Source organism: Mycobacterium yunnanensis, assembly GCF_025823185.1.
In the GTDB taxonomy this organism is placed as follows: domain Bacteria; phylum Actinomycetota; class Actinomycetes; order Mycobacteriales; family Mycobacteriaceae; genus Mycobacterium; species Mycobacterium yunnanensis.
In genome coordinates, this window is record NZ_JACKVK010000011.1 from 493,620 (window position 1) to 519,619 (window position 26,000).

Annotated in this window: 25 protein-coding genes and 1 pseudogene; 11 read left to right on the top strand and 15 right to left on the bottom strand. The window is 69.5% G+C overall.

Annotation, left to right across the window (positions count from 1 at the left end):
• The first annotated feature begins 5 nt into the window (after positions 1 to 5).
• The gene (locus tag H7K45_RS22140) at positions 6 to 542 is read left to right on the top strand and encodes a GNAT family N-acetyltransferase (RefSeq protein WP_263998117.1); all 537 of its coding nucleotides are present in this window, start codon (positions 6 to 8) and stop codon (positions 540 to 542) included.
• Here the strand turns inward: H7K45_RS22140 and zapE are convergent.
• Positions 539 to 1,579 carry a cell division protein ZapE gene (gene zapE / locus H7K45_RS22145; RefSeq protein WP_263998118.1) on the bottom strand — a complete coding sequence of 347 codons (1,041 nt, stop codon included), beginning with the start codon at positions 1,577 to 1,579 and terminating at the stop codon, positions 539 to 541. The genes H7K45_RS22140 and zapE overlap by 4 nt on opposite strands.
• Before the next feature lie 25 nt (positions 1,580 to 1,604).
• Between zapE and H7K45_RS22150 the strand changes: the two genes are divergently transcribed.
• From H7K45_RS22150 to msrB, 4 genes are read left to right on the top strand one after another with little or no spacing between them, the layout of a single operon-like run.
• Complete coding sequence (locus H7K45_RS22150; RefSeq protein WP_263998119.1) at positions 1,605 to 2,408, top strand: pyrimidine reductase family protein; 804 nt, start codon at positions 1,605 to 1,607, stop codon at positions 2,406 to 2,408.
• Positions 2,409 to 2,433: 25 nt separating this feature from the next.
• Positions 2,434 to 4,002, top strand: coding sequence for an alpha/beta hydrolase (locus H7K45_RS22155; RefSeq protein ID WP_263998120.1), 1,569 nt, complete (start codon positions 2,434 to 2,436; stop codon positions 4,000 to 4,002).
• A gap of 20 nt (positions 4,003 to 4,022) precedes the next feature.
• Positions 4,023 to 5,309, top strand: coding sequence for an arabinofuranan 3-O-arabinosyltransferase (aftC, locus tag H7K45_RS22160; RefSeq protein WP_263998121.1), 1,287 nt, complete (start codon positions 4,023 to 4,025; stop codon positions 5,307 to 5,309).
• Positions 5,306 to 5,713, top strand: a complete 408-nt coding sequence (gene msrB / locus H7K45_RS22165) for a peptide-methionine (R)-S-oxide reductase MsrB (protein ID WP_263998122.1) — start codon at positions 5,306 to 5,308, stop codon at positions 5,711 to 5,713. The genes aftC and msrB overlap by 4 nt, the downstream gene beginning before the upstream one ends.
• A gap of 121 nt (positions 5,714 to 5,834) precedes the next feature.
• Here the strand turns inward: msrB and hemQ are convergent, their stop codons facing one another.
• From hemQ to hemE, 3 genes are read right to left on the bottom strand one after another with little or no spacing between them, the layout of a single operon-like run.
• Complete coding sequence (gene hemQ / locus H7K45_RS22170) at positions 5,835 to 6,527, bottom strand: hydrogen peroxide-dependent heme synthase (protein WP_263998123.1); 693 nt, start codon at positions 6,525 to 6,527, stop codon at positions 5,835 to 5,837.
• Positions 6,528 to 6,558: 31 nt separating this feature from the next.
• Positions 6,559 to 7,929, bottom strand: coding sequence for a protoporphyrinogen oxidase (locus H7K45_RS22175; protein WP_263998124.1), 1,371 nt, complete (start codon positions 7,927 to 7,929; stop codon positions 6,559 to 6,561).
• Entirely contained in the window at positions 7,926 to 8,987 is a 1,062-nt protein-coding gene (gene hemE / locus H7K45_RS22180) for a uroporphyrinogen decarboxylase (protein ID WP_263998125.1), read from the bottom strand. The genes H7K45_RS22175 and hemE overlap by 4 nt, the downstream gene beginning before the upstream one ends.
• Before the next feature lie 78 nt (positions 8,988 to 9,065).
• Between hemE and H7K45_RS22185 the strand changes: the two genes are divergently transcribed.
• The 3 genes from H7K45_RS22185 to H7K45_RS22195 are packed head-to-tail and all read left to right on the top strand — an operon-like array spanning position 9,066 to position 11,639.
• Positions 9,066 to 9,647: a DUF3000 domain-containing protein gene (locus H7K45_RS22185; protein ID WP_263998126.1), complete on the top strand. Its 582-nt coding sequence runs from the start codon at positions 9,066 to 9,068 to the stop codon at positions 9,645 to 9,647.
• Entirely contained in the window at positions 9,644 to 10,951 is a 1,308-nt protein-coding gene (locus H7K45_RS22190; protein WP_263998128.1) for an HRDC domain-containing protein, read from the top strand. The genes H7K45_RS22185 and H7K45_RS22190 overlap by 4 nt, the downstream gene beginning before the upstream one ends.
• 22 nt (positions 10,952 to 10,973) lie before the next feature.
• Positions 10,974 to 11,639 (top strand): NIPSNAP family protein, encoded by a 666-nt coding sequence (locus H7K45_RS22195; RefSeq protein ID WP_263998129.1) that lies wholly within the window; start codon positions 10,974 to 10,976, stop codon positions 11,637 to 11,639.
• Between the two features lie 5 nt (positions 11,640 to 11,644).
• On the opposite strand, the pseudogene H7K45_RS22200 reads toward H7K45_RS22195, so the two are convergent.
• The 6 genes and pseudogenes from H7K45_RS22200 to H7K45_RS22225 form a co-directional block, all read right to left on the bottom strand.
• Positions 11,645 to 12,316: pseudogene (locus tag H7K45_RS22200) on the bottom strand (NADPH-dependent F420 reductase); the annotation flags it as partial.
• A 94-nt stretch (positions 12,317 to 12,410) separates the two neighbouring features.
• Entirely contained in the window at positions 12,411 to 13,313 is a 903-nt protein-coding gene (locus tag H7K45_RS22205; protein ID WP_263998130.1) for an alpha/beta fold hydrolase, read from the bottom strand.
• A gap of 29 nt (positions 13,314 to 13,342) precedes the next feature.
• Positions 13,343 to 15,256 carry a 1-deoxy-D-xylulose-5-phosphate synthase gene (gene dxs, locus H7K45_RS22210; RefSeq protein ID WP_263998131.1) on the bottom strand — a complete coding sequence of 638 codons (1,914 nt, stop codon included), beginning with the start codon at positions 15,254 to 15,256 and terminating at the stop codon, positions 13,343 to 13,345.
• A gap of 36 nt (positions 15,257 to 15,292) precedes the next feature.
• Positions 15,293 to 16,564 carry a Na+/H+ antiporter NhaA gene (gene nhaA / locus H7K45_RS22215; protein WP_263998132.1) on the bottom strand — a complete coding sequence of 424 codons (1,272 nt, stop codon included), beginning with the start codon at positions 16,562 to 16,564 and terminating at the stop codon, positions 15,293 to 15,295.
• A 28-nt stretch (positions 16,565 to 16,592) separates the two neighbouring features.
• Positions 16,593 to 17,789 (bottom strand): class I SAM-dependent RNA methyltransferase, encoded by a 1,197-nt coding sequence (locus H7K45_RS22220; RefSeq protein ID WP_263998133.1) that lies wholly within the window; start codon positions 17,787 to 17,789, stop codon positions 16,593 to 16,595.
• Positions 17,786 to 19,777 (bottom strand): APC family permease, encoded by a 1,992-nt coding sequence (locus H7K45_RS22225; protein WP_263998135.1) that lies wholly within the window; start codon positions 19,775 to 19,777, stop codon positions 17,786 to 17,788. Before H7K45_RS22225 ends, H7K45_RS22220 begins: the two co-directional genes overlap by 4 nt.
• A gap of 98 nt (positions 19,778 to 19,875) precedes the next feature.
• Here H7K45_RS22225 and H7K45_RS22230 point away from each other — a divergent pair, with 98 nt between their 5' ends.
• Both H7K45_RS22230 and H7K45_RS22235 read left to right on the top strand, forming a co-directional pair.
• The gene (locus H7K45_RS22230) at positions 19,876 to 20,550 is read left to right on the top strand and encodes a potassium channel family protein (RefSeq protein WP_263998136.1); all 675 of its coding nucleotides are present in this window, start codon (positions 19,876 to 19,878) and stop codon (positions 20,548 to 20,550) included.
• A gap of 18 nt (positions 20,551 to 20,568) precedes the next feature.
• The gene (locus tag H7K45_RS22235; RefSeq protein ID WP_263998139.1) at positions 20,569 to 21,228 is read left to right on the top strand and encodes a potassium channel family protein; all 660 of its coding nucleotides are present in this window, start codon (positions 20,569 to 20,571) and stop codon (positions 21,226 to 21,228) included.
• Positions 21,229 to 21,232: 4 nt separating this feature from the next.
• On the opposite strand, the gene H7K45_RS22240 is transcribed toward H7K45_RS22235, so the two are convergent.
• From H7K45_RS22240 to H7K45_RS22250, 3 genes are all read right to left on the bottom strand, one after another.
• A complete protein-coding gene (locus tag H7K45_RS22240) occupies positions 21,233 to 22,675 on the bottom strand; it encodes an MFS transporter (RefSeq protein WP_263998140.1) in 1,443 nt (480 codons plus the stop codon).
• A 35-nt stretch (positions 22,676 to 22,710) separates the two neighbouring features.
• On the bottom strand, positions 22,711 to 23,394 hold the full coding sequence (locus H7K45_RS22245; RefSeq protein WP_263998405.1) for a DUF3159 domain-containing protein: 684 nt from the start codon (positions 23,392 to 23,394) through the stop codon (positions 22,711 to 22,713).
• Between the two features lie 92 nt (positions 23,395 to 23,486).
• Entirely contained in the window at positions 23,487 to 23,858 is a 372-nt protein-coding gene (locus tag H7K45_RS22250) for an OB-fold nucleic acid binding domain-containing protein (protein ID WP_056548580.1), read from the bottom strand.
• 174 nt (positions 23,859 to 24,032) lie between these two features.
• Here H7K45_RS22250 and H7K45_RS22255 point away from each other — a divergent pair, with 174 nt between their 5' ends.
• Positions 24,033 to 24,731, top strand: a complete 699-nt coding sequence (locus H7K45_RS22255) for an alpha/beta fold hydrolase (RefSeq protein ID WP_263998141.1) — start codon at positions 24,033 to 24,035, stop codon at positions 24,729 to 24,731.
• Here the strand turns inward: H7K45_RS22255 and H7K45_RS22260 are convergent, their stop codons facing one another.
• Complete coding sequence (locus H7K45_RS22260; protein WP_263998142.1) at positions 24,732 to 25,517, bottom strand: DUF3710 domain-containing protein; 786 nt, start codon at positions 25,515 to 25,517, stop codon at positions 24,732 to 24,734.
• Positions 25,517 to 25,981, bottom strand: a complete 465-nt coding sequence (gene dut / locus H7K45_RS22265) for a dUTP diphosphatase (RefSeq protein ID WP_263998143.1) — start codon at positions 25,979 to 25,981, stop codon at positions 25,517 to 25,519. Before dut ends, H7K45_RS22260 begins: the two co-directional genes overlap by 1 nt.
• Positions 25,982 to 26,000 lie beyond the last annotated feature (19 nt).

Consider the following 26,000-nt stretch of genomic DNA (forward strand, 5'->3'; position numbering starts at 1 on the left):
CTCGCATGTCCCTCGAGGTGACCCCGGCCGTCGCGGCCGATCTTCTTGAGTTGGCCGACGTCGCCGCCCGCACCTTCCCGTTGGCCTGCCCACCCGAGGCGGGTGCCGACGACGTCGCGGCCTTCATCGCCGAGAACCTCTCGCCCGCCCGCTTCGGCGACTACCTCGCCGATCCCGACCGCGTGGTGCTCGTCGCGCGCGACGGTCGACGAATCTCGGGCTACGCCATGCTGATTCGCGGAGTGGTCGACGACGACGACGTCCGGAAGGCGGTCTCCGCGCGACCGGCGATCGAGTTGTCCAAGATGTACGTCCTGCAAGAGGCCCACGGTGCGGGCGTCTCCGCGGCGCTGATGACCGCGGCACTCGACGCATCCCGGGCACTGGGGGCGGCGTGCGTGTGGCTGGGTGTCAACCAGGAAAACCAACGCGCCCAACGTTTCTACGCCAAGCACGGCTTTCAGGTGAGCGGCACCAAGACCTTTCGGCTGGGCGGCCGCGTCGAAGACGACTACGTGATGGTGAACCCGCTGGCGAACTAGGAGGGTGTTCGGCCCGCGGCGGTGAGCGCCAGCAGCCGCGACGTGGCCCGCAGGTACTTCTTGCGGAACCCTCCGGCCAGCATGTCCTCGCTGAAGACCGTGTCGAGCTTGGTGCCCGAGGCCACCACCGGGATGCCCGCGTCGTAGAGCCTGTCCGTCAGCGACACCAGCCGCAGCGCGACGCTCTGGTCGTCGAGTGGGTGTACCCCGGTGATGAACACCTCCGAGACACCCTCGATCAGCGCCTGGTAGCGCGACGGGTGCATGGTCGCCAGGTGGGCGCACAGCGCGTCGAAGTCGTCGAGCGTCGCACCGGTGACCCCGGCGGCCTCCTCACGCACCTCGTCGTCGGACGGCGGGACCGGCGCGGGCGGCAGGTCGCGGTGCCGGTAGTCCGGCCCCTCGATGCGCACGGTGGTGAATATGGCTGCCAGCGTGTTGATCTCGCGCAGGAAGTCCTGAGCGGCGAAACGGCCTTCACCGAGCTGCTCGGGCAAAGTGTTCGAGGTCGCCGCCACCGACACCCCGCGTTCCACCAACGCCGAGAGCAACCGCGAGATCAGGGTGGTGTTGCCGGGGTCGTCGAGCTCGAACTCGTCGATGCACACCACCACGTATCCGGAGAGCAACTCGATGCACTCGACGAACCCGAACACCCCCGCCAGCTGGGTCAGCTCGCCGAACGTCGCGAAGGCCGCCGGCCCGGCGTCGGCCGCCTTCAGCGCGTAGTACGTCGACGCCAGCAGGTGGGTCTTGCCGACGCCGAAACCGCCGTCGAGATACATCCCGACACCGGGCAACGCCTCCCGCTTGCCGAACAGCTTCTTCTTGCCGGCGCGACGCGCCACGGCCTGCTCGCAGAACTCTCGGCACTGGCGCACCGCGTCGGCCTGGGAGGGCTCCCCCGGATCGGGCCGGTAGGTGTCGAACGAGACGTCGGCGAAGGTGGGCGGCGGCACCAACCCGGCGACCAGTCGCTCGGGCGTCACCTTCGGGTGACGGTCGGTGAGATGGTCGACGTCGTTGGCCCCAGACATGAGGGAACTGTAACGACGTGCTGCAATGGTCAACGTGTCCGATCCCGATGCTGCGACTGAGCTCACAGAGCTAGGCCCCCTGGGCACCGGGTTCGACGGCGACGACGGACGGCTCGCCGCGTTCTACTCCTACCCACGAAATCTCGACCGCTGCTGGGTGCGCGCCAACATGATCTCCAGCCTCGACGGGGGCGCCACCGACGACGGGAAGTCCGGTGGCCTTGCCGGTCCCGGCGACCGCGCCATCTTCTCCCGCATGAGGCAGGAGGCCGACGTCATCCTCGTCGGCGCGTCCACCGTGCGCATCGAGAACTACTCCGGTGCCCAGATGTCGCTCGCCGAGCGGCGAGAACGGCAAGACCGCGGGCAGAGCGAGGTGCCGCCCATCGCCGTCGTCACGCACTCCGCGGACTTCGACCACGACGCGCTGATCTTCACCCGGACCGAGGTGCCCCCGCTCATCGTCACCTGCCACGAGACCGTGCCCGAGGCTCGAAGCCGATTCGGCTCCAGCGCCGAGGTGGTCGACGCCTCCGGCCCCTACCCCGACCGCGTGGACGCCGGAGTGATGCTCGAGACCCTCGCCGAGCGCGGGTTGCGACGCGTGCTCTCCGAGGGCGGACCGTCGCTGATCAGCCTGCTCACCGAACACGACCTCCTCGACGAACTGTGCCTCACCATCGCACCGGTCCTGGTCGGCGGCGCCGCCCGCCGCATCGCCTCCGGGTCGGCGGAAGCCCACACCCGGATGCGTCGCAGCCACCTGCTGACCGACGACGAGGGTTATCTGTACACGCGCTACGTGAAGGACGCGCCGGGCGGGGAGTAGCTCGTCGATCGCTAATGTGGTGACCATGCGTCGGGATCGTCAGCTGCTCAGGTCCCTCTGTCTGCCCGTCGTCGCGGCCGTCGTCGCGGCCGGATGTGCGCCTGGCCTGGCCGCCAACCCCCGCTTCGCGACCGACACCGGCGCCGGCCCCCAAGGCGCGCCCGAGACCACCCAGCCAGTGGCCGGGCCCCCGGCGATCGAGAAGCCCAAGAACGACCTGAACTGGCAAGACTGCACGGCACGGACGTTCTCGCAAGCGGCCGTGGCCGCCGTACCCGGCGTGAGCCTGGACTGCGCCACCTACGACGCCGACCTCGACTCGATCAACGGTGCCACCGGGACGCTCACCATCGGGGTCGTCCGGGCCACGTCGTCTGCCACCCCCGCCGACGCCGGACCCCTGGTCATGACCACCGGCACCGACCTGCCGACCTCGACGCAGCTGCCGGTGTGGCTGTCCCGCGGCGGCGCCGACGTCCTCAAGACCAACCCGATCGTGGCCGTCGACCGCCGCGGCATCGGCACCTCCGGCGCGCTGGACTGTCGCGATCTCTACAGCCGCCAAGAGATGCTCGACCAGGCCCAGTTCGCATCCGGCAACGATCCCGTCGCCAATCTCAGCGCCATCGTCCAGACGGCCACGCAGAGTTGCACCGACGCGATCGCCCCGGGTGACTCGGCCTACGACAACGCCCACGCCGCCGAGGATCTCGAGCGGTTGCGCAGCACGTGGGACGTGCCGACGCTGGCCCTGCTCGGCGTCGGCAACGGCGCCCAGGTCGCCCTGGCCTACGCGGGTTCACATCCCAACAAGGTGTCCCGGCTCGTTCTGGACTCTCCCCTGCCCCTGGGCATCGCCGCCGAGGCCAGGACCGAACAGAAGGTCAAGGGGCAGCAGGCGGCGCTCACCGCGTTCGCCGCACAATGCGCCGCCTCGGCCTGCGCGCTGGGACCCGATCCCAAGGGTGCCGTCGACGCCATGCTCGCGGCCGCGCGGCAGGGCACCGGCCCCGGCGGCGCCTCGGTGGCCGCCCTCACCGACGCCATCGCCACCGCCCTGGCGTTCCCCCGCGGGGACTTCGTCTCGTCGACGACGGCACTGGCCGCCACCCTCGCGGCGGCGCGCAGCGGTGACGTCACCGGACTCAACGCCCTCATCGACGAGGCTCAGACGCAACGCGAGACCGACGGGCAATTCGTCAACGGCTGCAGCGACGCGCTCAACCGCCCGACTCCGGACCGGGTGCGCGAGCTCGTCGTCGAATGGGGCAAGCTCTACCCCGAATTCGGCACCGTCGGCGCCCTCGACATGGTGAATTGCCTTGCCTGGCCCAGTGGTTCGACCCCACCGGATCCGCAAAACCTGAAGATTCCGGTGCTCCTGCTCGGCGTGCAGAACGATCCGATCGTCGGCAACGAGGGCGTCGCGGCCGTCGCGGCGACCATCATCAACTCCGGTGCGGCGAATCGGCGCGTGATGTGGCAGGGCGTCGGGCACGGCGCCAGCATCTACTCCACGTGCGCGGTTCCACCGGTGCTCTCCTACCTGGGATCCGGCAAGGTCCCCGAGACCGACACGTACTGCCCCGCCTAGTTCGACGCGCGCAGCGTCCGGTGTACGGTGCGCTGGTGGCGGTACCAGACAGTCTCTTGAACGCATTCCGGCCTCGTACGTCGCCCCCCAGCATCGCGAACGTCGTGCGTTCGGCGTTGTGGCCCATCGCCATCCTCTCGGTCATCCATCGCGGCTACGTGCTCGGCACCAATGGCTACATCACCGACGACTTCGGGCCCGTCTACCGCGCAGTGTCCAACTTCCGGCGCGGTCTGGAGATCTACAACGAGCACTTCGACCAAGTGGACCCGCACTACCTCTACCCTCCGGGCGGGACGCTGCTGCTGTCCCCCTTCGGCTTCCTCCCGGTGACGGCGGCGCGGTACTGGTTCATCACCATCAACGCCATTGCGATCGTGATCGCCGCGTACCTCCTGCTTCGGCTGTTCGACTACACCCTGTCCTCGGTGGCCGCACCGGCCCTGCTGCTCGCCATGTTCTGCACCGAGAGCGTCACCAACACGCTGGTGTTCACCAACGTCAACGGCTGCATCCTGTTGTGCGAGGTCCTGTTCTTCCGTTGGCTTCTCGACGGCAAGGTCACCCACCAGTGGTTCGCCGGCGTCGCCATCGGATTGACGTTGGTCGTCAAACCCTCGCTGGCACCCCTGCTGCTGTTACCGCTGCTGAACCGACAGTGGCGTGCGCTGATTCCCGCCTTCGGCGTGCCGCTGCTGTTCAACGCGGTGGCGTGGCCGCTGGTCAGCCACCCCATGGACTTCGTTCATCGCACCGTGCCCTACATCTTCGCCACCCGCGATTACTTCAACAGCTCCATCCTCGGCAACGGCATCTACTACGGCCTGCCAATGTGGCTGATCCTGTTGCTGCGCGCCGTCTTTGGCGTCCTGGCCGTCGCCAGCCTGTGGCTGCTCTACCGGTATTACCGCGAGCGGGACCCGCTGTTCTGGATGCTGACGTCCTCCGGGGTGTTGCTGATCACGTCGTTCCTGGTGCTGTCGCTGGGCCAGGCCTACTACTCGATGATGCTCTTCCCGTTCCTCATGACCGTGGTGCTGCGCAGGTCAGTGATCCGCAATTGGGTGGCCTGGCTGGCGATCTACGGGTTCATGACGATGGACCGTTGGCTGCTGATCTACTGGCCGGTGACGGGGCGAAACCTGGAGTACCTGAAGATCACGTACGGCTGGTCGCTGATGCTGGTCGTCGTGTTCTGCGTGCTGTACTTCCGCTACCTCGACGCCAAGGCCGACGGCCGCCTCGACGACGGCATCGACCCACCGTGGATGACGCCGGATCGCGACCGCGCTAGCGTTGAGGCATGACTGTCCCGAAAGTTCAGCTGACCGACGACGAGTGGCGCACGAAGCTCTCGCCGCAAGAGTTCGCGGTGCTGCGCCAGGCCGGTACCGAACGCCCGTTCACCGGTGAGTACACCGACACCAAGACCGAGGGCGTCTACCAATGCCGGGCGTGCGGCTCGGAGATCTTTCGCAGCACCGAGAAGTTCGAATCCCATTGCGGCTGGCCGTCTTTCTTCGACCCCGCCGACTCCGACGCCGTCGTGTTGAGGACCGACGACTCGGGCGGCATGCACCGCGTCGAGGTGCTGTGCGCCAACTGCCACAGCCACCTGGGTCACGTCTTCGAAGGCGAGGGCTACCCCACCCCCACCGATCAGCGGTACTGCATCAACTCCATCTCGATGAAGCTGGTTCCCGCAACGTAAGTCGGCGCAGCAACTCGCGCAGGTCGGCGTCGGGCCGAAGTGGTATCCCTCCGCGACGTCGTGTCGGCAGCCGTCAGCCCGACCGTCCGGCTTTTGGAACGACCGCAAACAATCGCGACCGTCAGGGCAGACGGGCGACGAGCTCCTCGACCCCGACGCGCGGACCCGTGAAGAACGGCGTCTCCTCGCGCACGTGCCGCCGAGCGTCGGTGTACCGCAACTTCCACATCAGCTCCACGATGCGGCCCAGGTCAGGGCCCTCGAAGGCCAAGATCCACTCGTAATCCCCGAGCGCGAAGGCGGGCACCGTGTTGGCGCGCACGTCCGGGTACTCCCGGCCCGCCATGCCGTGCTCGACGAGCATCTTGCGGCGCTCGTCGTCGGGCAGCAGATACCACTCCAGGGACCGGACGAACGGATACACGCAGACGTAGTCGCCGGGCTCCTCGCCCGCGATGAATGCCGGGACGTGGCTCTTGTTGAACTCCGCGGGGCGATGCAACGCCACCACGCTCCACACCGGCTCGCTCGCCAGCCCCAGCGGCGTACGCCGGAACGACGAATACGTCTTCTGCAGGTCCTCGACGCGCTCGGCGTGCGTCCAGATCATGAAGTCGGCGTCGGCCCGGAAGCCGGCCACGTCGTAGACGCCACGCACGACGACGCCGTGCTCCTCCTGCTGCTTGAGGAACCTCGCCGTCTCGTCGACGACGGCGGTGCGGTCCTCGCCGAGTGCCTCCGGCCGCACCGCGAACACCGAGATCATCATGTATCTCGTCATCGAATTCAGTGCGTCGTAGTCCAGCTTGGCCATTGCTCAGTTGCTCCTCACGTGCGCGGCATCTCTATCGTCCCACGCCCGCCCTCGTCAGCGCCGCGGCCGCCCTGGTGGCGGAGCCCACACAGGCCGGTACCCCGATGCCGTCCAGGTAGGCCCCCGCGACCGTCACGGTCGGTGGCAGACCCGCCCGAATCTCGGCGACGAGCCCGGCGTGCCCCGGGCCGTACTGCGGCAGGGCGTCCATCCACCGCTGCACGTGGCAGTCCACCGGGTCCGTCGTCACGCCGAAGACCGTCGACAGATCCTGGGCGGCCCAGGCGAGCAGGTCCTCGTCGCCCACGTCGCGCGCGATGGAGTCGCCGTAGCGCCCGAACGACAACCGCACCAGTTCCACGTTGCCGCGGCGGCCCCACTTGCGCGAGGTCAGCGTCATCGCCTTCGAATGCAACCGTTCACCGCCGGCCACCAGCACGCCCGACTGCTCCGGCAGCGGGGTGCCTCCCGGCAGGGCCAGCACGACCAGCGCCGAGGACGCCGTGCGGATGCGCCGGGCCGCGGCGGCCGTCCTCGGCGCGACGTCGTCGACCAGCGTGGCCAGCCGCGGCGCCGGGACGGCGAGCACCACGCCGTCGGCGTGCCAGTGGCCGCCCTCGTCGTCCACCAGTGCCCAGGCGCGGCCGTCCCGGTTCAGCTTCTGGACCCCGACGTGCACCCAGTCGACCGCCGCCTGACGCGCCAACGCGTCGAGCAGCACCGCGTAGCCGCCGTCGACGGCACCGAACACCGATCCGGGCATCGGCGGTGGCAAGGCCTCGCGCACGGCGTCGGTCAGGGTGGCGGCGCCGCGGTCCAGGGCGGCCGCCAGAGTCGGCACGGCGGCTCGGAGGCCAATCGTCGCCGAGGATCCCGCGTAGACGCCGCCGAGGAGCGGGTCGACCGACCTCGCCACCACCTGCGCCCCGAAGCGATCGCCCACCAACTCCGCGACCGTGGCGTCCGCGCCGGAACGCCACGAGAACGGCCGCGACCGCTCGTCGGCGATGCGCTTCACGGTGGCGTCGTCGACCAGTCCGGCCATCGACGACGCCTGCGCCGGGATGCCCTGCAGCGTGCCCTGCGGCATCGCCCGCAGCCAGCCCTCGCTGAAGATCAGCGGCCGTACCCCGGTGGTGCCGATCTGCCGGTTGGCCAACCCCAGTTCGGCCAGCAGCGCAGGCACCTCGGGTCGCCGCGCCACGAAGGCCTCGGCGCCGACGTCGACGGACTGTCCCCCGATGCGCTCGGTACGCAACGCGCCACCGAGCCGGTCGGCCGGGTCGAACAGCGTGATCGAGGCGTCCGGACCCGCGGCGACACGCAGCCGGTAGGCGGCGACCAGGCCCGAAATACCGCCTCCGACAACGCAATAGGAGCGCCGCGAATACGTCGAACTCACAACGCGTGCACCAGCGCCACCGCCTCGGTGATGACGCCCGGGTCGGTGGGCGGCAACACGCCGTGACCCAGGTTGAACACATGCCCCGTCGCGCCGGCGTCGACGGCCCGCCTGCCGTCCTCCACCACGTTGCGCACGGCCCGCTCGACGACGGGCCAGCCGGCCAGCAGCACCACCGGGTCGAGGTTGCCCTGCAGCGCGCAGCCCTGGCGCACGCGTCCCGCGGCGTCGGTCAGCGAGGTGCGCCAGTCGACGCCGACCACGGGCGCGTCGCCCACCGACACCGCCTCGGACATCGCGCCGAGCAGCTCTGCCGTGCCGACCCCGAAGTGCGTCATCGGCACGCCCCGCGGCGCGAGGGTTTCGAACACCCGCGCACTGTGCGGCAGCACGTAGGTCCGGTAATCGGCCAGCGACAGCGTGCCCGCCCACGAGTCGAACAGCTGAATGGCGTCGACGCCCGCGTCGAGTTGGGTCTCGAGGAAGCCGATGGTGACGTCGGTGAGTGCACTCATGAGGGCGTGCCACACGTCGGGCTCGCCGAACATCATCGCCTTGGTGCGCTCGTGGTTGCGGCTGGGGCCGCCCTCCACCAGGTAGGACGCCAAGGTGAAGGGCGCGCCGGCGAAACCGATCAACGGCACGTCGCCCAACGCGGCGGTCAGCGACGACACCGCCTGCGCCACCGGCGCGACGGCGTCACGGTCCAGCGGGGTCAACGTCCCCACGTCGGCGGGGGCGCGAATGGGCGTGGCGATCACCGGGCCGACGTCGGGCACGATGTCGACGTCCACGCCCGCGGCGCGCAGCGGAACCACGATGTCGGAGAACAGGATCGCCGCGTCCACGCCGTGGCGCCGGACCGGCTGCAACGTGATCTCGGTGATCAGCTCGGCGTCGAAGCAGGCCTGCATCATCGTGTTCTTTGCCCGCAACGCCCGGTACTCCGGCAGGGACCGGCCGGCCTGCCTCATGAACCACACGGGAACGCGGCTGGGTTTACGGCCTGCGGCCGCGGTCAGATAGGGCGACTCGGGCAGGTCACGGCGGGTACTCATCGGCTCCCATGCTGCCATGCAGTCACGTTTCGGCGCGCCTTCGCTGCCGGTTGCCGCAATCCGCTAGCGTCAAACCCCATGACCACCGTCGAGCCGGCTCAGTTCCGGGCAGCGGTGGAGGCAATGAATGCCACCACCGTCCGGCCCGAGATCGAGCTCGGTCCGATCCGGCCGCCACAGCGCCTGGCGCCATACAGCTATGCCCTGGGGGCCGAGGTTCGCCATCCCGAGGCCGCCGAGATCCCCGAGCGTTCCGAGGGCGACGCGTTCGGTCGGCTGATCCTGCTGCACGACCCCGAGGGCGCCGAAGCCTGGGACGGCACCATGCGCCTGGTGGCCTACATCCAGGCCGACCTGGACTCCAGCGAAGCCGTCGACCCCCTGCTACCCGAAGTGGCCTGGAGCTGGCTGGTCGACGCGCTCGCCGAGCACGACGACCACGTCACCGCCCTCGGCGGCACCGTGACCGCGACGACGTCGGTGCGCTACGGCGACATCTCGGGTCCACCCCGGGCTCACCAGCTGGAGCTGCGTGCGTCGTGGACCGCGACCAACCCGGAACTGGGTCCCCACGTGCAGGCGTTCTGCGAGGTGCTCGAGCACGCCGCAGGCCTTCCGCCAGCCGGGGTCACCGCCCTGGGTGCCCGCACGCGCGCATGACCGACGGCGTGATCGCCGGCGACGATTCGGTCACCCCCGACCCACCGGAAGCCCCGCCCGAGCCCGAGGCGACTCCCCTCCTGACCCCTGCCGACGGCGTCCCGGAGCTCGCCGTCACCGCCGATCAGATCCTCGCCGCCGCCGAACTGCTGGTGTCGGGTCACGGTCCCTTCGCCATCGACGCCGAGCGCGCGTCGGGCTTCCGCTACTCCAACCGCGCCTACCTGATCCAAATTCGGCGCGCCGGTGCGGGATCGGTTCTCATCGACCCGGTCAACCACGGCGAGGATCCGCTGATGGTGATGGCGCCCCTGGCCGACGTCCTCGACACCGACGAATGGATCTTGCACGCCGCCGACCAGGACCTGCCATGCCTGGCCGAGCTGGGCATGGTTCCGCCACAGCTCTACGACACCGAACTCGCCGGCCGGCTGGCCGGTTTCGACAGGGTCAACCTGGCCGCGATGGTGCAGCGGCTACTAGGTCTTCAGCTGATGAAGGGCCACGGCGCGGCGGACTGGTCCAAGCGGCCCCTGCCCGCCGAATGGCTGATCTATGCCGCCTTGGACGTCGAGGTGCTGCTGGAACTCAAGGAGGCCGTGGCCGCCGCACTCGAGGCTCAGGGCAAGACCCGTTGGGCCGCTGAGGAATTCGAGCATCTGCGCACCTACGTCGCGGCCCCGACCCGCCGCGACCGCTGGCGTAGGACCTCGGGCATCCACAAGGTGAAGAACCCGCGGACGCTCGCCGCGGTGCGCGAGCTCTGGACCACGCGCGACCACATCGCCCAACGACGTGACATCGCACCCGGCCGCATTCTGCCCGACGCCGCCATCATCAGCGCCGCCACCGCCGACCCCGACACCGTCGAGAAGCTGGTGGCGCTCCCGGTGTTCGGCGGCTCGCGTCAACGCCGCAGCGCCGGAGTGTGGCTGGAGGCCTTGGCGCGGGCCCGCGCCACCGACGACCTGCCGTCGGCGTCCGAACCCGTCACCGGGCCGCCCCCGGCGGTGCGGTGGAGCCGGCGCAAACCGGAGGCAGCCGAACGACTCGACCGCGTGCGTGCCGGTCTCGCCGAACTCTCCGAACGCGTCTCGGTGCCCACCGAGAACTTGTTGACGCCCGACCTGGTCCGACGGTTGGTGTGGGACTGGCAACCCGTCGGCCATCCAGACCGGGCCATCGACGCGTTCCTCGCCGAGGCGGGTGCCCGGGCGTGGCAGCGGGAGTTGACGGTGCCCGTGCTGACCGAGGCGTTGACCGCCCCCGAGACACCCCCGGCCGAGGATTCCGAATCCTCCTGAACGGGGCGGAGAGGAGCGCGTCGTGGACGCACCCGCGATCATCACCGGCGACGACGTCGACCCCGCAGACCAGAGGGTCCGCTATGAACTGACCACGGTGGCGTTCCGGCTACCGGACGCCGCAGCCGCCAAGGACGGCGTCCAGGATTGGCTGCAGGCTCCCGAGGCTGGTGGTCGTCTCCTCGGTTGGTGGGAGGCCGAGCACGGCGTGCTGGGCCGGGTGTACGTCCTGCGCGAATTCGACGACGACGGCACCTTGGCCGCCGAACGGATGCGCGCCGCGCACAGTGCGGCCCCGTTCGGCGCCGGCGCCCACCTCACCGACCTGACGATGCACGGATTCGCCCCGTTCCCGTTCATGCCGAGGGTGGTCACGGGCGCCTTCGGGGCGGTCTACGAGATTCGCGACTACCACCTCGTGCCAGGGGGACTGCCCGCGACGGTGGCCGGGTGGCGCGTCGCTCTGCCCGTCCGCCACCGCGTCGACCCCATCGCCGTCGTCATGTACGCCCTCGACGGGCCCGCGCGCATCGTGCACATCTGGCCGTTCCCTGGGCTCGACGAGCGGGTCGAGGTCCGGCGACGCCTCTACGAGGCCGGCGATTGGCCGCCCCCCGGCGGGCCAGAACACATCAAGGAAGCCACCTCGACGATGGCGTGGCCGCTGCCCGGGTCACCGCTGCACTGAAGCGCTCAGGCGGTGCGCGCGCTCCACTCCGCAGTGCGCTCCGGTGTAGCCTCCGCCAACGCCCGCCTGGTGGCCTCCACGTCGAAGTCCTTGCCGTACACCGGCGTTCCCGGCTGCTGGCGCCAGGACTGTGCGATTGGACCGGCGTCGACGGCATCGAATCCGAGCTCCTCGACGACACCGTGCACCAGGTCGCGGCCGGCACCGTCCTCGCCGGCGACCGGCAACGCGATGCGGTTCGGGGCACCGGCGGGGACGCCGTTGTCCAACAGATGCTTCCACCAGATGCCGTTGAACACCTTGTACACCGGTGCGCCGATCTGGTCGGCGACCCAGGCGCTCTCGACCTGACCGTCCTCGATGGCGGCGATCTCACCGTCGCGCTGCTGCGGGTAGTAGTTGTTGGTCTCGATGACCGGGGCGCCCGGCTTGCGGGCGTCGACGATGCCGCTGACCAGATCGGGCACGTTCTTCTGCGGGATGCTGAGGATGACGAGGTCGGCATCGGCCGCGGCGTCCTTGGCCCAGACCGCCGTCGCACCGGTCTCGGCGGCGAGCTCCGACAACGTCTCCGGGGACCGTGAATTGGCCACTGCCACCTTGTGTCCCAATTGGCACAGCCGCCGCGTCAGCGTGCCGCCGATCTGTCCTGCTCCGATGATGCCGATCTTCACGAGGTGCCTCCGTTGGCTCGGTGGTGAGACGTGACCACGGGGCGGCCACGGTGAGGTTCAACCGGCGTCCACCCCGCGCGCATTCCTCGCCGGCGCCTCAGACGGCGGCGACCCGGTTCACGTGGGCGAAGAAGTGGCGCAGGACGTCCTCGGGCGCCTCGATCTGGGGCCAGTGCGCGATGTCGTCGGCCAGCATCACCACGTCGGCATTGGGGATCACCTCGGAGTAGCGCCGCGCCATGTGCCGCCCGGAGTTGGGGTCGCTCGGGCCGTCGATCAAGCGCATCGGCACGGCGGTCTCCCGCATCGCGCGCACCCAGCGGTTGCGATGACGGTAACGGTCGGCGACGAAGCGGCCCACCGCGTGACTCACCCGCCTGCCGTCGTTGAAGTCCAGGATCTGGTGGAATTGCTCGAGCTGCCGCGGCGTCGGCTTGGTGTTCGCGCCAAACATCTGATCGAGCGTGCGGTCCACCACCCGCCGCGCCAACCCGCTGCCCTGGAATCGACTCGTCATGTCGCCCAACGGAGTTCGCGACATCAGCTTCTGCAGCAGTCGCGGCGTGTACGCCTCGTTGAACAGCCCGCCGTTGAGCCAGGTGATCGACTCGATGACCGGAGCGCCGTAGGCGTTGTCACCGGCCTCGTACCTGGCGAGCAACTCTTGGCCGACGGAGTCGCCGAGGTCGTGGGCCAGCACGTGGCACGAGTCGACGCCCAAGTGCAGCAACAGTGCCTCGTGCATGTCGGCGTGGTCGGACACCGAGTACTCGTAGACCGTCGGCTTGTCGGAGAAGCCCATGCCGATCATGTCCGGTGCGATCACGGTGAACCGCTGCACCAGCGTGGGCCAGATCAGCGACCAGTCCCACGAGCTGAACGGGTACCCGTGGATCAGGAGCAGCGCAGGCCCGGAGCCCTCGACGCGGTAGAACACGTCGAACCCGAGGTAGTCGAAGTGTCGACCGGTGGTCTTCCAGCGCTCCAGTTCGGCGTCCATGGGCGAAGCCTAGGCCCGCGGGGATGGCGCTAGTCGACCCGGTCGGTGACTTCGGATTCGCCAACCGAACTGCCGAGCGCGGCCACCCAGCCGGTGATCTGGCGGGAGATGTTCTGATCGGTCAGGCCCAGATCCGCGAGCACCTCGGTGCGGGAGGCGTGGTCCTGGAACTCCTGAGGAACGCCGACGTCCCGGCAGGGCACGTCGATCTCGTTGCGCCGCAAGGCCGCCGACACCGACGATCCGATGCCGCCGTGCAGACCGTGGTCCTCGAGCGTGACGACCAGCTTGTGCGCCACCGCGAGCGGGCCAAGCACCTCGGGCACCGGCAACACCCAGCGGGGGTCGACGACGGTGACGCCGATCCCCTGGTTGCGCAGCCGCTCGGCCACCGACAGCGCCATCGAGGCGAACGACCCGACCGCAACCAGCAGGACGTCCTGGCTCAACCCGTCGGCAGGCACCGCGAGCACGTCGACGCCGTCGCGGCGTTCCACCGCCGGGATGTCCTCCCCGACGTCGCCCTTCGGGAAGCGGATCGCGGTGGGAGCGTCCTTGACCTCCAGCGCCTCGCCCAGCTCCTCGCGCAGCCGCGCCGCGTCTCGCGGAGCGGCCACCCGCATGCCAGGCACCACGCCGAGGATCGACATGTCCCAGACCCCGTTGTGACTGGCGCCGTCGGGACCGGTCACCCCGGCGCGATCGAGCACGATCGTCACCGGAAGCCGGTGCAGCGCAACGTCCATCATCATCTGGTCGAAGGCCCGGTTGAGGAACGTCGAGTAGATCGCGACGACCGGGTGCATGCCACCCATCGCCAGACCCGCCGCCGAGGTCATGGCGTGCTGCTCGGCGATGCCCACGTCGAAGAAGCGGTCGGGGAACCGCTGCCGGAATGCGCTCAGACCGGTCGGGCCCGGCATCGCCGCGGTGATGGCGACGACGTCGCGGCGCTTGGCGGCACGCTTGATGAGCTCGTCGGAGAAGACCGACGTCCAACCTGGTGCGGCGACCGACGTCGCCAGTCCGGTTTGGGGGTCGATGATGCCGGTGGAGTGCATTTGCTCGGCCTCGTCGGACTCGGCGGGGCCGTATCCCATGCCCTTGCGGGTGGCCACGTGCACGATCACCGGGGCGTTGAAGCCGCGGGCGTGGCGCAGCGCAGCCTCGACCGCGTGCTCGTCGTGGCCGTCGATCGGGCCGACGTACTTGAGCCCGAGATCGGTGAACATCACCTGTGGGGACAACGCGTCCTTGATACCGGCCTTGACGCTGTGCATGGCTTGGTAGCAGACCTCGCCGATGAGCGGCAGCCCGCGCACGGCCTTGCGGCCCTCCTCCAACAGCCGTTCGTAGCCGGGCTGCAGGCGCAGAGCGGCCAGGTGATCGGCGAAGCCACCGATCGTCGGCGCGTAGCTGCGGCCGTTGTCGTTGACGACGATGATCACCGGTCGCTTCGACGCCGCGATGTTGTTCAGCGCCTCCCAGCACATGCCGCCGGTCAGCGCGCCGTCGCCCACGACGGCGACGACGTGACGGTTGCGGTGGCCGCTGAGCTCGAAGGCCTTCGCCAGACCGTCGGCGTAGGACAGCGCGGTGCTGGCGTGGCTGGACTCGACCCAGTCGTGCTCGCTCTCGCTGCGCGACGGATAGCCCGACAGCCCACCCTTCTTGCGGAGGTGGTCGAAGTCGGCGCAGCGGCCGGTCAGCATCTTGTGGACGTAGGCCTGGTGGCCGGTGTCGAAGATGATCGGATCGTGCGGTGAGTCGAACACCCGGTGCAGGGCGAGCGTCAGTTCGACGACGCCCAGGTTGGGGCCGAGATGTCCGCCGGTGGCAGCAACCTTGTGAATCAAGAATTCACGGATCTCGAGGGCGAGGTCCTTCATCTGTGACTGCGACAGGTTCTGCAGATCAGCGGGACCGCGGATCTCTGAGAGCATCACCTGAGTTTACGCACGCAGCGGTCGCCGAGCCCGTCAAGGCTCGTACACGTCCGGCACGCCGTCGCCGTCCTCGTCGGCCGTTTCACGCCGGTGAATCCGCCGGTAGGCGGCATTGCGGCTGACCAGGACCACGGCCGCCAGCACACCTGCCAGCACCGACCCGACGAGCACCCCGATCTTGGCGTCGGCCCCCGTCACGGTGCCGTAACCGAAGGCCAGCTCACCGATGAGCAGTGACACGGTGAAACCGATCCCCGCCAGCAGCGCGACCCCGAGCACGTCTCGCCAGGCCAAGTCGTCGTCGAGCCGAGCGCGGGAGAACTTGGCGAGCAGGAATGTGGTGATGAACACACCCAGCGGTTTGCCGAGGACCAGCCCCGCCATGACGCCGAGGGTGACGGGGTGGGCGAGCGCGTCGACCAATCCGGCGACGCCGCCGACCGTCACCCCGGCGGCGAAGAACGCGAACACCGGGACCGCGACGACTGCCGAGACCGGTCGGAGCACGTGTTCGAAGCGCTCGGCGAGGGCGTGACGCCCCAGCACCGGCACCGTGAACCCCAGCACCACGCCGGCCACCGTGGCGTGGATGCCGCTGGCGTGGACCAGTGCCCAGGTGGCCACCGCCAGCGGCAGCAAGATCCACCACCGGGTCGACCCGCGCTGCACGGCCAGCGCGAACAGCCCTCCCGGCAACAGTGCCAGCGCCAGCGGCCCGACGGCGAGGTGGTCGGTGTAGAAGAACGCGATGACGGTGATGGCCAGCAGGTCGTCGACGACTGCCAGCGTCAGCAGGAAGGTCCGCAGCGCGGTCGGCAGATGCGTCGACACCACGGCCAACACGGCCAGCGCGAAGGCGATGTCGGTGGCGATGGGTACGGCCCAACCGCCCAGGTTGTCCTGGTCCCCCGCCGCCACGTTGACCCCGATGAAGATCGCGGCGGGCACGACCATGCCGCCGACGGCCGCGGCGATCGGCAGCGCGGCGCGCGCCGGGTCACGCAGATCGCCGGCGACGAACTCCCGCTTGAGTTCGGTGCCGACGACGAAGAAGAAGACGGCCAGCAGACCGTCGGCCGCCCACGACGCCAGGCTCAGCCGCAGGTGCAGGGACTCCGGTCCGACGGTCAGTTCCGACAGCGCGCGGTAGGTGGCCGCCCACGGCGAGTTCGCCCAGACCAGCGCTGCGCCCGCGGCGACGAGCAGCAGCATGCCGCCGACGGTCTCGCGCCGCAGGATCTCCGAGACGCGGCTGGCCTCGGGCCATGACCCGCGGCTGAACAGCCGTGGGCCCGGGCCCGTCACGACGGCCCCCGGTTGTCCGGCACGCTCGTCACGACCGAGACAGCACCGCGACGCACTCCACGTGATGCGTCAGGGGGAACGAGTCGAATACCCGGATCTGCTCGACGGTGTACCCGTGCCCGCGGTAGAGACCGACGTCGCGCGCGAATGACGCTGCCTCGCAGCCGATGTGGACGATGCGCGGCACCCGGGCCGCGGCCAGCAGGTCGACGACCTCGCGACCGGCACCGGTGCGGGGCGGGTCGAGTACGGCGACGTCGGCACCTCGCCGTTGCGTGGACAGCGCCCGTCGCACCGACTCGGTGAGCACCTCGACCCAGTCGAGGTCGGCCAGTGCGCTCCGCGCGGCCTTCGCCGATCCGCGGGACACGTCGACGCTGAGCACGTGCCCCGTCGGCCCCACCGCCTCGGCCAGCGTCGCCGCGAAGACGCCTGCGCCGCCGTACAAGTCCCACGCCGTCATCCCCGCGTCGAGGTTGGCCCATTGCCCGACCAGTGCGCTGTAGGTGGGCGCCGCATCGCGGTGCGCCTGCCAGAACGCGGTGACCGGGACGCTCCATGTTCGACCGCCGACGCGCTGCGTGGCCTCGTAGGACCCCTCGACCACCTTGGTCGAGGCCTTGCGGTCGGTGCGCGGACCCGTCTGCACGACGTGCCGTTCACCGGCGTCGTCGAGCACAACGTGCAGCTGCACGCCGGGTGGCCAAGTGGTGTCGTCCAGCCCCGCCAGCATGCCGTCGGGGACCTGCCCGCACGACAGGTCGGTCACCAAATCCTCGCTGTGGTAACGATGGAACCCCGCTCGCCCGGCGTGTGGACCGTCGGTGGCGACGTCCAGACGCACCCGGGTGCGCCACCCCGTTGGCCCCGTCGACCCGACTTCCTCGGCGGCACCCTGCCAGTGGTGCCCACCGAGCCGCTCGAGCTGATTGGCCACCACGTCGCCCTTGAGTCGGCGGGCGGCCTCGGGTGTCACGAACGCCAGATCGCAGCAACCCGATCCGTCGACGCCGGCAATGGGACACATGGAGTCGACGCGGTCGGGTGACGGCTCGAGGATCTCGACTGCCTCGGCGTGCCAATGACTTCCACGTTCGGAGGTGACGCGGGCGCGCACCACCTCGCCCGGCAGCGCATACCTCGTGAACACGACGCGTCCCTCGTGCCTGGCCACACAGCTGCCGCCGTTGGCCGGCGGCCCGACGGTCAAGGTGAGAGTGCTCAACTGAGGAATCCGCGCCGGGCGTCGCCGGGTGCCGGCTGCTCGTCGACGACCTTCAGCCGCTCGGAGGAACTCAACTGCCACGGCACCGAGGTGACCATCACGTTGGGCTCGAAGAGCAGCCGACCCTTGAGCCGCAACGCGCTCTGGTTGTGCAGCACCTGTTCCCACCAATGCCCTACGACGTACTCGGGGATGAACACGGTCACCACGGTGCGCGGCGAGTCCTTGATGATGCGTTGGACGTAACTCAGGATGGGTCTGGTGATTTCGCGATAGGGCGACGCGATGACCTTGAGCGGCACCGTGACGTCGCTGACCTCCCACTTGTGCACCAGCTGGTGGGCCTCCTCGTCGTCGACGTTGACGGTGATGGCCTCCAGCACGTCGGGACGCGTCGCCCTGGCGTAGGCCAGGGCCCGCTTGGTGGGCAGGTGCAGGTTCGACACCAGCACGATGGCGTGGTTGCGGCTGGGCAAGACCACGTCGCCCTGCTCGGCGGCGCGGGCCTCCAACTCCGACGACACGGTGGCGTAGTGCCTGTGGATCAGCTTCATGAGACCGAACAGTGCGCCCATGGCGAGGATGGCGATCCACGCCCCCGCCCGAAACTTCGTCACCACGACCACGATCAGCACGGCGCCGGTGCACAGCAGGCCGATCGCGTTGATGATGCGGGACCGGTACATCCGGCGCCGCTGCGTGGCATCGGTCTCGATGCGCAGCAACCGAGTCCAGTGCCGCACCATCCCGATCTGGCTGAGAGTGAAGCTGACGAACACGCCCACGATGTAGAGCTGGATCAGCGCGGTCACCTCGGCTCGGAACGCCACCACGAAGGCGATCGCCGCGAACGCCAGGAACAGGATGCCGTTGGAGAACGCCAACCGGTCGCCGCGGGTGTGCAGCTGTCGTGGCAGGTACCGATCCTGCGCGAGAATCGAACCCAGCACGGGAAAGCCGTTGAAGGCGGTGTTCGCGGCGAGCACGAGGATCAGCGCCGTGACGCCTGCGATGAGGTACAAGCCGATTGGGAAGCCGTGGAACACCGCGTCGGCCAGCTGAGCGATCAACGTCTTGGGGTGATATCCCTGCGGGGCACCCACCAACTGGTCGACGCTGTCGACCACCTTGGCGCCGGTCTCCTTGGCCAGCACGATGATTCCCATGAACAGCGACACCGCGATGGCGCCCAGCAGCAGCAGGGTCGTGGCCGCGTTGCGCGACTTGGGCTTCTTGAACGCGGGCACCCCGTTGCTGATGGCCTCGACGCCGGTCAACGCGGCGCAACCCGACGAGAACGCGCGCGCCACCAGGAACACCATCGCGAATCCCAAGACGTCACCGTGCTCGGACTTCACGGTGAAGCCGGCGGTCTCGGCCTGCAGGTGGTCACCGAGCACGAAGATCTGGAACAACCCCCAGCCGACCATGAGGTACATGCCGATCATGAAGGCGTACGTCGGAATGGCGAACGCCGTGCCCGACTCCCTGATGCCGCGCAGGTTCAACGACGCCAACAGCAGGATCGCAGCGACGGCGAAGAGCACCTTGTGCTGGGCGATGAACGGCACGGCGGAACCGATGTTGGACATCGCCGAGGCCATCGACACCGCCACCGTCAGCACGTAGTCGACGAGCAGCGCGCTGGCCACCGTCAGACCGGCGGTCGGCCCGAGGTTGGTGGTCACCACTTCGTAATCACCGCCGCCGGACGGGTAGGCGTGCACGTTCTGGCGGTAACTCGCGATGACGACGAGCATCACCGCTGCCACCGCCACACCGATCCACGGCGCCATCGTGTAAGCACTCAGACCTGCCACGGAGAGGACGAGGAAGATCTCCTCGGGCGCGTAGGCCACCGACGACAGCGCGTCGGAGGCGAACACGGGCAGGGCGATTCGCTTGGGCAGCAACGTGTGCCCCATCGCGTCGCTGCGGAAGGGTCTACCCAGTACCAACCGGCGAGCGGCGGTAGAAAGCTTGGACACGAGAGCCAAGGGTAAGCCCATGGGCGAATGGCTGTAGCGTTCCGGTTGCGCAGGTTCGCCACGAGCCGTGTCTGCCGAACCCCTGGGAGGATCGACGCGTGCGTGTAGTCGTAATGGGATGCGGCCGGGTAGGCGCATCGCTGGCCGATGGCCTGGCCCGAATCGGCCACGAGGTGGCCGTCATCGACCGTGATGGCACCGCGTTTCACCGGTTGTCGCCCGAATTCCCCGGCGAGCGGGTCCTGGGCATGGGCTTCGACCGCGACGTGCTGCTGCGGGCCGGCATCGAGGGGGCGGGCGCGTTTGCCGCCGTCTCCTCCGGTGACAACTCCAACATCATCTCCGCCAGGGTCGCGCGGGAGACCTTCGGCGTCGAACGCGTCGTGGCCCGCATCTACGACGCCAAGCGCGCCGCCGTCTACGAGCGCCTGGGCATCCCCACGGTGGCGACGGTGCCGTGGACCACCGACCGTCTGCTCAACGTGCTGACCCGCGAGACCGAGACCACCAAGTGGCGGGACCCGTCGGGCAACGTGGGCGTCACCGAACTCCCTTTGCACGAGGGGTGGTTCGGCCGGCGGGTGACGGCGCTGGAGGCCGTCACCGGCGGTCGCGTGGCGTTCATGATCCGCTTCGGCACCGGGTTGCTTCCGGACAAGAAGACCGTGATCCAGGCCAGCGACCAGGTGTACATGGCCGCCATCTCGGGTCACGTCGCCGAGGCCATCGCCATCGCCGCGCAGCCACCGGGTGAGGACGCCGATGACCAGTGACCGACCAGGAGGGATCGCGTGAAGGTCGCCATCGCAGGGGCCGGTGCCGTCGGCCGGTCGATTGCCAGGGAACTCGTCGACGTCCACGACGTCACGCTGTTGGAGCGCAACCCCGACCACGTCGACACCGAGGCCATTCCGGCCGCGCAGTGGCGGCTCGGTGACGCCTGCGAGCTGACGCTGCTCGAAGCCGTCCGACTCGAGGAGTTCGACGTGGTCATCGCGGCCACCGGTGACGACAAGGCCAACGTGGTGCTCAGCCTCCTGGCCAAGACCGAGTTCGCGGTGCCACGGGTGGTGGCCAGGGTCAACGACCCCCGCAACGAGTGGCTCTTCGACGAGGCATGGGGCGTCGACGTCGCGGTGTCGACCCCTCGGATGCTGGCCTCCCTGGTCGAGGAGGCGGTGTCCGTCGGCGACTTGGTGCGCCTGATGAGCTTCCGCAAGGGGCAGGCCAACCTCGTCGAGATCACCTTGCCCGACGACACGCCGTGGGGCGGCAAGGCCGTCAAGCGCCTCGAACTCCCCCGCGACGCCGCCCTGGTGACCATCCTGCGGGGTGCGCGCGTCATCGTGCCCGAAGACGACGAGCCGCTGGAGGGTGGTGACGAACTGCTGTTCGTCACCACCGACGAGGTCGAGGCCGAGCTGCGCGAACTGTTGCTGCGCGCCCGCTGACCCGTCAGTCCGAGGCGGCCAGCGCCGGTGGCGGCGTCGCCCGGTCGTGGCATTGCGCCGCGGCCTCCGGTGACACCCGGCCCATGTCGCACTGCCGGTTGCTGATGCCGAGCGCCGACACCACCCCGGCGACGGCGAACAAGACGGCCACCGTCACCACGCCGTAGCGGAAACCCGCGAAGTCCATCGACGACGATCCGGCGTCGCCGGACGTTCCGCCCAGTCCGACGATCACCCCGGTGAACGCGACCGCGATGAGGCCGGCCACCCGCGAGACCGCGTTGTTGACCGCTGACCCGATCCCGCTCTGTGCCGGGTCCACCGCGGCCAGCACCGCCGCGGTGAGCGGTGACACCGTGACCGAGAGCCCGACCCCGAACACGATCAGACCCGGCAGCATTTGGGTCCAGAAGTCGAACGGCGGCCGCACCGTGGCCATCAGGAGGAAGCCGACTGCGGCGATCAGCGGACCGACGGCCATGAAGATTCGGGGCCCGTGCGCGCCCGCCAGAGCGCCAAAGCGCCGCGCCAGCAGAAACGACAGCACCGGCAGCGGCAGTGTCGCCAGACCGGCCAGCGCCGCCGACATGCCGACCGTCTCCTGCAAGAACAGGGCGACGAGCAAGGTGCCGAGGGACACCGCCGCGTACAGGAATACCGTCGCCAAATTTCCGACGGCGAAGTTGCGAGAGGTGAAGAGTCTCAACGGCATGATCGGGTTGACCGCCCGGCGCTCCCAGAACGGGAAGGCGACCAGGCACCCGACGCCGACGACGAACGCCGCGACGACCGCGGGGTGCGACGGCCCCAGCCGCTGCTCCTCGATCAGCGCGTACACCGTGCCGGTCAGTCCCACGGCGCACAGCAGCGCGCCCGTGACGTCGACGCGACCGGGTCGCCGCGCGTTGAGTGCCTCGTCGTGGCGCAGCTTGGCCGCCATGTACAGCGTCGCGGCCACCGGCACCACGTTGATCCCGAAGACCCACCGCCAGTCCAGGGTGTCGACCAGCACGCCGCCCAGCGGCGCTCCCACGACGAACGCGGTGCCGGTCCACGCGGTCCACGTGCCGATCGCGGCCGCCTGCGCGGGCCCGGTGAACCGCGAGTTCACCATCGCCAGCGAGCTCGGCACCAGGAACGCCGCGCCGAGTCCCTGCAGGCAGCGGGCGATGATCAGGATCCAGCCGGTGGGTGCCAGCGCGCACAGCAGCGACGCGGCGGCGAACACGAGCAGTCCCACGCGCAGCACCGCCAGCCGACCGAACTGGTCGGACACCGCACCGGCGACGAGGATCAGCGCGCCCAGGGCCAGCAGATAGCCGTCGACGACCCATTGCTGCAGGGCGAGCCCGCCGCCGAAGTCGGCCGCGATGGCGGGCAGCGCAAGGTTGACCACCGACCCGTCGAGGAAGGCCACGAACGACGCCAGCACCGCGACGGCGATCACCGTGCGATCGGTCGAGTCGCGGCTGGAGGTGATGCTCAGTCGGCCCGCGCCTCGTCGGCGTGCGGTCGAACGGCTTCCTCGCCATGGGAAGGCTCGGCCCTCTCGCCATGGGGAGGCTCCGCCTCCGCGCCATGGAGAGGCTCCGCCTCCGCGGCATGCAGGGCACGTTGCGCGGCCCGGATCGCGAGATAGGTGGCCAGCGCGGCCACGGCCGTCAGAGGCCAGCCCATCGCGATGCGCGCGACGCCGAGCAGACCAGTTTGGTCGTCGTCGTAGAGGCGGTTCTGCACGAGGAACCGAGCAGCGAACACCAACGCCCATACGACGGTGGCGATGTCGAACGCGGTCAACGCGCGGCGGTTGCCACGCCAGTTGCGGTCACGCCCGTTCACCCAGCCCCACGCGTAGCCGACGGCCGGGCGCCGAATCAGGACCGACAGGGCGAACACGGCGGCGTAGATCAACGACGACCAGATGCCGAGGAGGAAGTAGCCCTTGGACTCGCCGACCAGATAGGCGATGAGCGCGCTGACGCCGACGGCGAAGAAGCCGGAGATCGCGGGCTGCAGCGTCTCGCGGCGGATCAGCCGCCACACCAGGATCAGCGCGGCCACGCCGAGCGCGGCGACGATGGCCCACGTCAGACCGAACAGCGACGAGACGGGCACGAAGACCAGGACGGGCAGCGAAGAATAGATCAGGCCGCTGACGCCGCCCATCTGGGCCAGGATCGCTTGCGCGCTGAGCTTGTTGTCTGACTCGTCGGGCGCCGTGGCCTCGATGTCGTCCGCCGACCCCGGGTCGGGGTGGGTCACTTCTGAATCTCGTAGTGCGGGTTGTAGATCGCCTTCGTACCGTTCTCGAGCTTGCCGAGCCGCCCGTGCACCCGCAGCGTGCGACCGGATTCGATGCCGGCGATGCGCCGCTGGCCCAGCCAGACCAGCATCACCGCGTCCGTGCCGTCGAACAGTTCGGCTCGGACCCCGCCCGCGCAACCCTTGGCGTTGGTCTCGACACACCGCAGTGTGCCGACCATCGTCACCTCCTGGCCGCGCCGACAGTCGATCGCCTTTTGCGCGCCGGTGTTGGCCGCCTCGTCACTGAGTTCCTCCACGTCCTGCTGTTCGGGGTCCTCGGTGAGGCGCCTCGTCAGACGACGCAGATAACCTTCGGCCGTAGCCATGGTCTCTCCTACTCAAGTGGTGAATCAACCGTTGACCCACCTCTCAACCAACGCCACGGTAGACCTCTTGGTTCCGATTTGCCACGTAGCGCACAGGGTGTTGGTCTACCCTTCCGCGCGACGTTGTAGTCCCCTCGCGTAGACGTGATCTGGGGCACACGGCACGATCGACGGATGGCCGTCTCGCTCAGCGGTGTCTCGGTGGTGCTGCTACCCGGCACCGGATCCGACGACGACTACGTCTACCGCGCGTTCTGCGGCGCCCTGCACGCCCTCGGAGCGGTCGTGGTGACGCCGACGCCGGAACCGACTCGCCTCGTCGACGGTTACCGCCAAGCCCTCGACGACGCCGCCCGGCAGGCGCCGATCGCGGTCGGCGGCGTGTCCCTCGGCGCGGCGGTGGCGACGTCGTGGGCGCTGACGCATCCCACCGACGCGGTGGCCGTGCTGGCCGGACTGCCCGCGTGGACGGGCGCACCGGACGACGCGACGGCCGCCCTCGCCGCGCGGTACTCGGCGAACGTGTTGCGTCGCGACGGACTGGGGTCGGCGATCAGCCAGATGAGGGAGTCCAGCCCCGCGTGGCTGGCCACCGAGCTGACTCGGTCGTGGGTCGGTCAGTGGCCCGCCTTGCCCGACGCCATGGATGCCGCTGCGAGCTACGTGGCACCCACGGCGCAGGAGCTGACCGGGTTGACGGTGCCCATGGGCGTCGCCGCCGCCACCGACGATCCGATCCATCCGCTGGAGGTGGCGCTCGAGTGGGCGTCCGCTGCGCCGATGGCCGCACTACGCACCTTCACCCTGGAACAGCTCGGCGCCGACCCGGGGGTGCTCGGGGCGTCGTGCGTCGCGGCGCTCGTGGACCTGTGATCAGCCGCCGGTGATGGTGCGAAGCTGCTGCATGGCGGTGCCCTGCTCGCTCCGACGCGCCGCAGGCTCGGCAGGCGGTGGCGGCGCCAGCTGCTGACCGGCCAGCCGGGCCTGCTCGGCCATCATCTGCTCGGCCCGGGCCCGCAACCGGGTGACGAGGGTCTCCGACAGTTGCAGGGGAAGCATGTTGCGCACCGGCTGCGGGGTGTCGCCGCGGCGAACTACCGTGTCCGACAGCGCATTTCGCAGCTCACGCGCGATCGCGTCGGCGGTCTCGGGCGAACCGACCGCCGCACCGCGCACCATCCAGCGATATCCGTCGACGCCGATGAACCTCATCACCACGGGCTCGGGACCGTTCGTCATGTGCCCGACGACCTCGCGTCCCCACGGTCCGTCCTGGATGGCGACCTCGGCACCCTCCTTGCGCAGCGAATCCGCGACCTCGGTGACCACCTCGCGCCACAGGCCTCCGGCCTTGGGCGCCGCGTAGGCCGTCACGTTGTACCGCCCGCTGGAGGTGACCATCCACGCCATGGTCGGGACGCCCTGCTGGTTGACCTCCACGGCGAGTTCGGCGGCCTCGTTCTCGGGGATCAGCACCGCGCCAAGGTCGTGGCGGCCCACCAACGCAGTCTCCGCGTCGTCGAAGTCCTCGACGTCGAACGGACCGTCGAGGTCGTCGTCGGCACCGGATTCAGCCGCCGCCTCGGGGACGGCCGCCGGCTCGGGGACGGCCGTCGTTTCCTCGCCCTGGTTGCCGCTCTTGCGCTTGCCGAATGCCATCACAAACTCTCGTGTCCGCCGGAGGAACCGTGGCCGCCTGCGCCACGGGTGGTGTCAGCCAGCCCGGCCTCGTCGAACGACGCGACCTCGACCAACTCGGGTAGCTCGACCCGCTGAACCAGAAGTTGCGCGATGCGGTCGCCGCGTCGCACGATGATCGGCTCCTCGGGGTCGAGATTGATCAGAGTCACCTTGATCTCCCCTCGGTAACCCGCGTCGACGGTACCGGGGGTGTTGACGATCGACAGCCCGACGCGCGTGGCGAGTCCCGACCGCGGATGAATCAGACCCACCATCCCGAAGGGAATGGCCACCGCGAGCCCGGTGGGCACCAGGGCACGTCGGCCAGGGGCAAGCACGATGTCGACCGCGCTGTAGAGATCGACGCCGGCGTCACCGGCGTGCGCCCGCGTCGGCAGTGGCAAGTCACGGTCCAGCCGCACGACCGCAAGAGAGGTGGACACGACCACGGAGATTACTCTT

Excerpts from the sequence above, each read along its gene's own strand:
- H7K45_RS22190 (WP_263998128.1), top strand. The coding sequence starts at position 9,644 with ATGACCGACGGCGTGATCGCCGGCGACGATTCGGTCACCCCCGACCCA.
- H7K45_RS22255 (WP_263998141.1), top strand. The coding sequence starts at position 24,033 with ATGGCCGTCTCGCTCAGCGGTGTCTCGGTGGTGCTGCTACCCGGCACC.
- H7K45_RS22185 (WP_263998126.1), top strand. The coding sequence starts at position 9,066 with ATGACCACCGTCGAGCCGGCTCAGTTCCGGGCAGCGGTGGAGGCAATG.
- H7K45_RS22245 (WP_263998405.1), bottom strand. The coding sequence starts at position 23,394 with ATGGGCGGCGTCAGCGGCCTGATCTATTCTTCGCTGCCCGTCCTGGTC.
- zapE (WP_263998118.1), bottom strand. The coding sequence starts at position 1,579 with ATGTCTGGGGCCAACGACGTCGACCATCTCACCGACCGTCACCCGAAG.
- H7K45_RS22155 (WP_263998120.1), top strand. The coding sequence starts at position 2,434 with ATGCGTCGGGATCGTCAGCTGCTCAGGTCCCTCTGTCTGCCCGTCGTC.
- H7K45_RS22250 (WP_056548580.1), bottom strand. The coding sequence starts at position 23,858 with ATGGCTACGGCCGAAGGTTATCTGCGTCGTCTGACGAGGCGCCTCACC.
- hemQ (WP_263998123.1), bottom strand. The coding sequence starts at position 6,527 with ATGGCCAAGCTGGACTACGACGCACTGAATTCGATGACGAGATACATG.
- msrB (WP_263998122.1), top strand. The coding sequence starts at position 5,306 with ATGACTGTCCCGAAAGTTCAGCTGACCGACGACGAGTGGCGCACGAAG.
- dxs (WP_263998131.1), bottom strand. The coding sequence starts at position 15,256 with ATGCTCTCAGAGATCCGCGGTCCCGCTGATCTGCAGAACCTGTCGCAG.
- H7K45_RS22140 (WP_263998117.1), top strand. The coding sequence starts at position 6 with ATGTCCCTCGAGGTGACCCCGGCCGTCGCGGCCGATCTTCTTGAGTTG.
- hemE (WP_263998125.1), bottom strand. The coding sequence starts at position 8,987 with ATGAGTACCCGCCGTGACCTGCCCGAGTCGCCCTATCTGACCGCGGCC.
- H7K45_RS22205 (WP_263998130.1), bottom strand. The coding sequence starts at position 13,313 with ATGGACGCCGAACTGGAGCGCTGGAAGACCACCGGTCGACACTTCGAC.
- H7K45_RS22150 (WP_263998119.1), top strand. The coding sequence starts at position 1,605 with ATGGTCAACGTGTCCGATCCCGATGCTGCGACTGAGCTCACAGAGCTA.
- H7K45_RS22260 (WP_263998142.1), bottom strand. The coding sequence starts at position 25,517 with ATGGCATTCGGCAAGCGCAAGAGCGGCAACCAGGGCGAGGAAACGACG.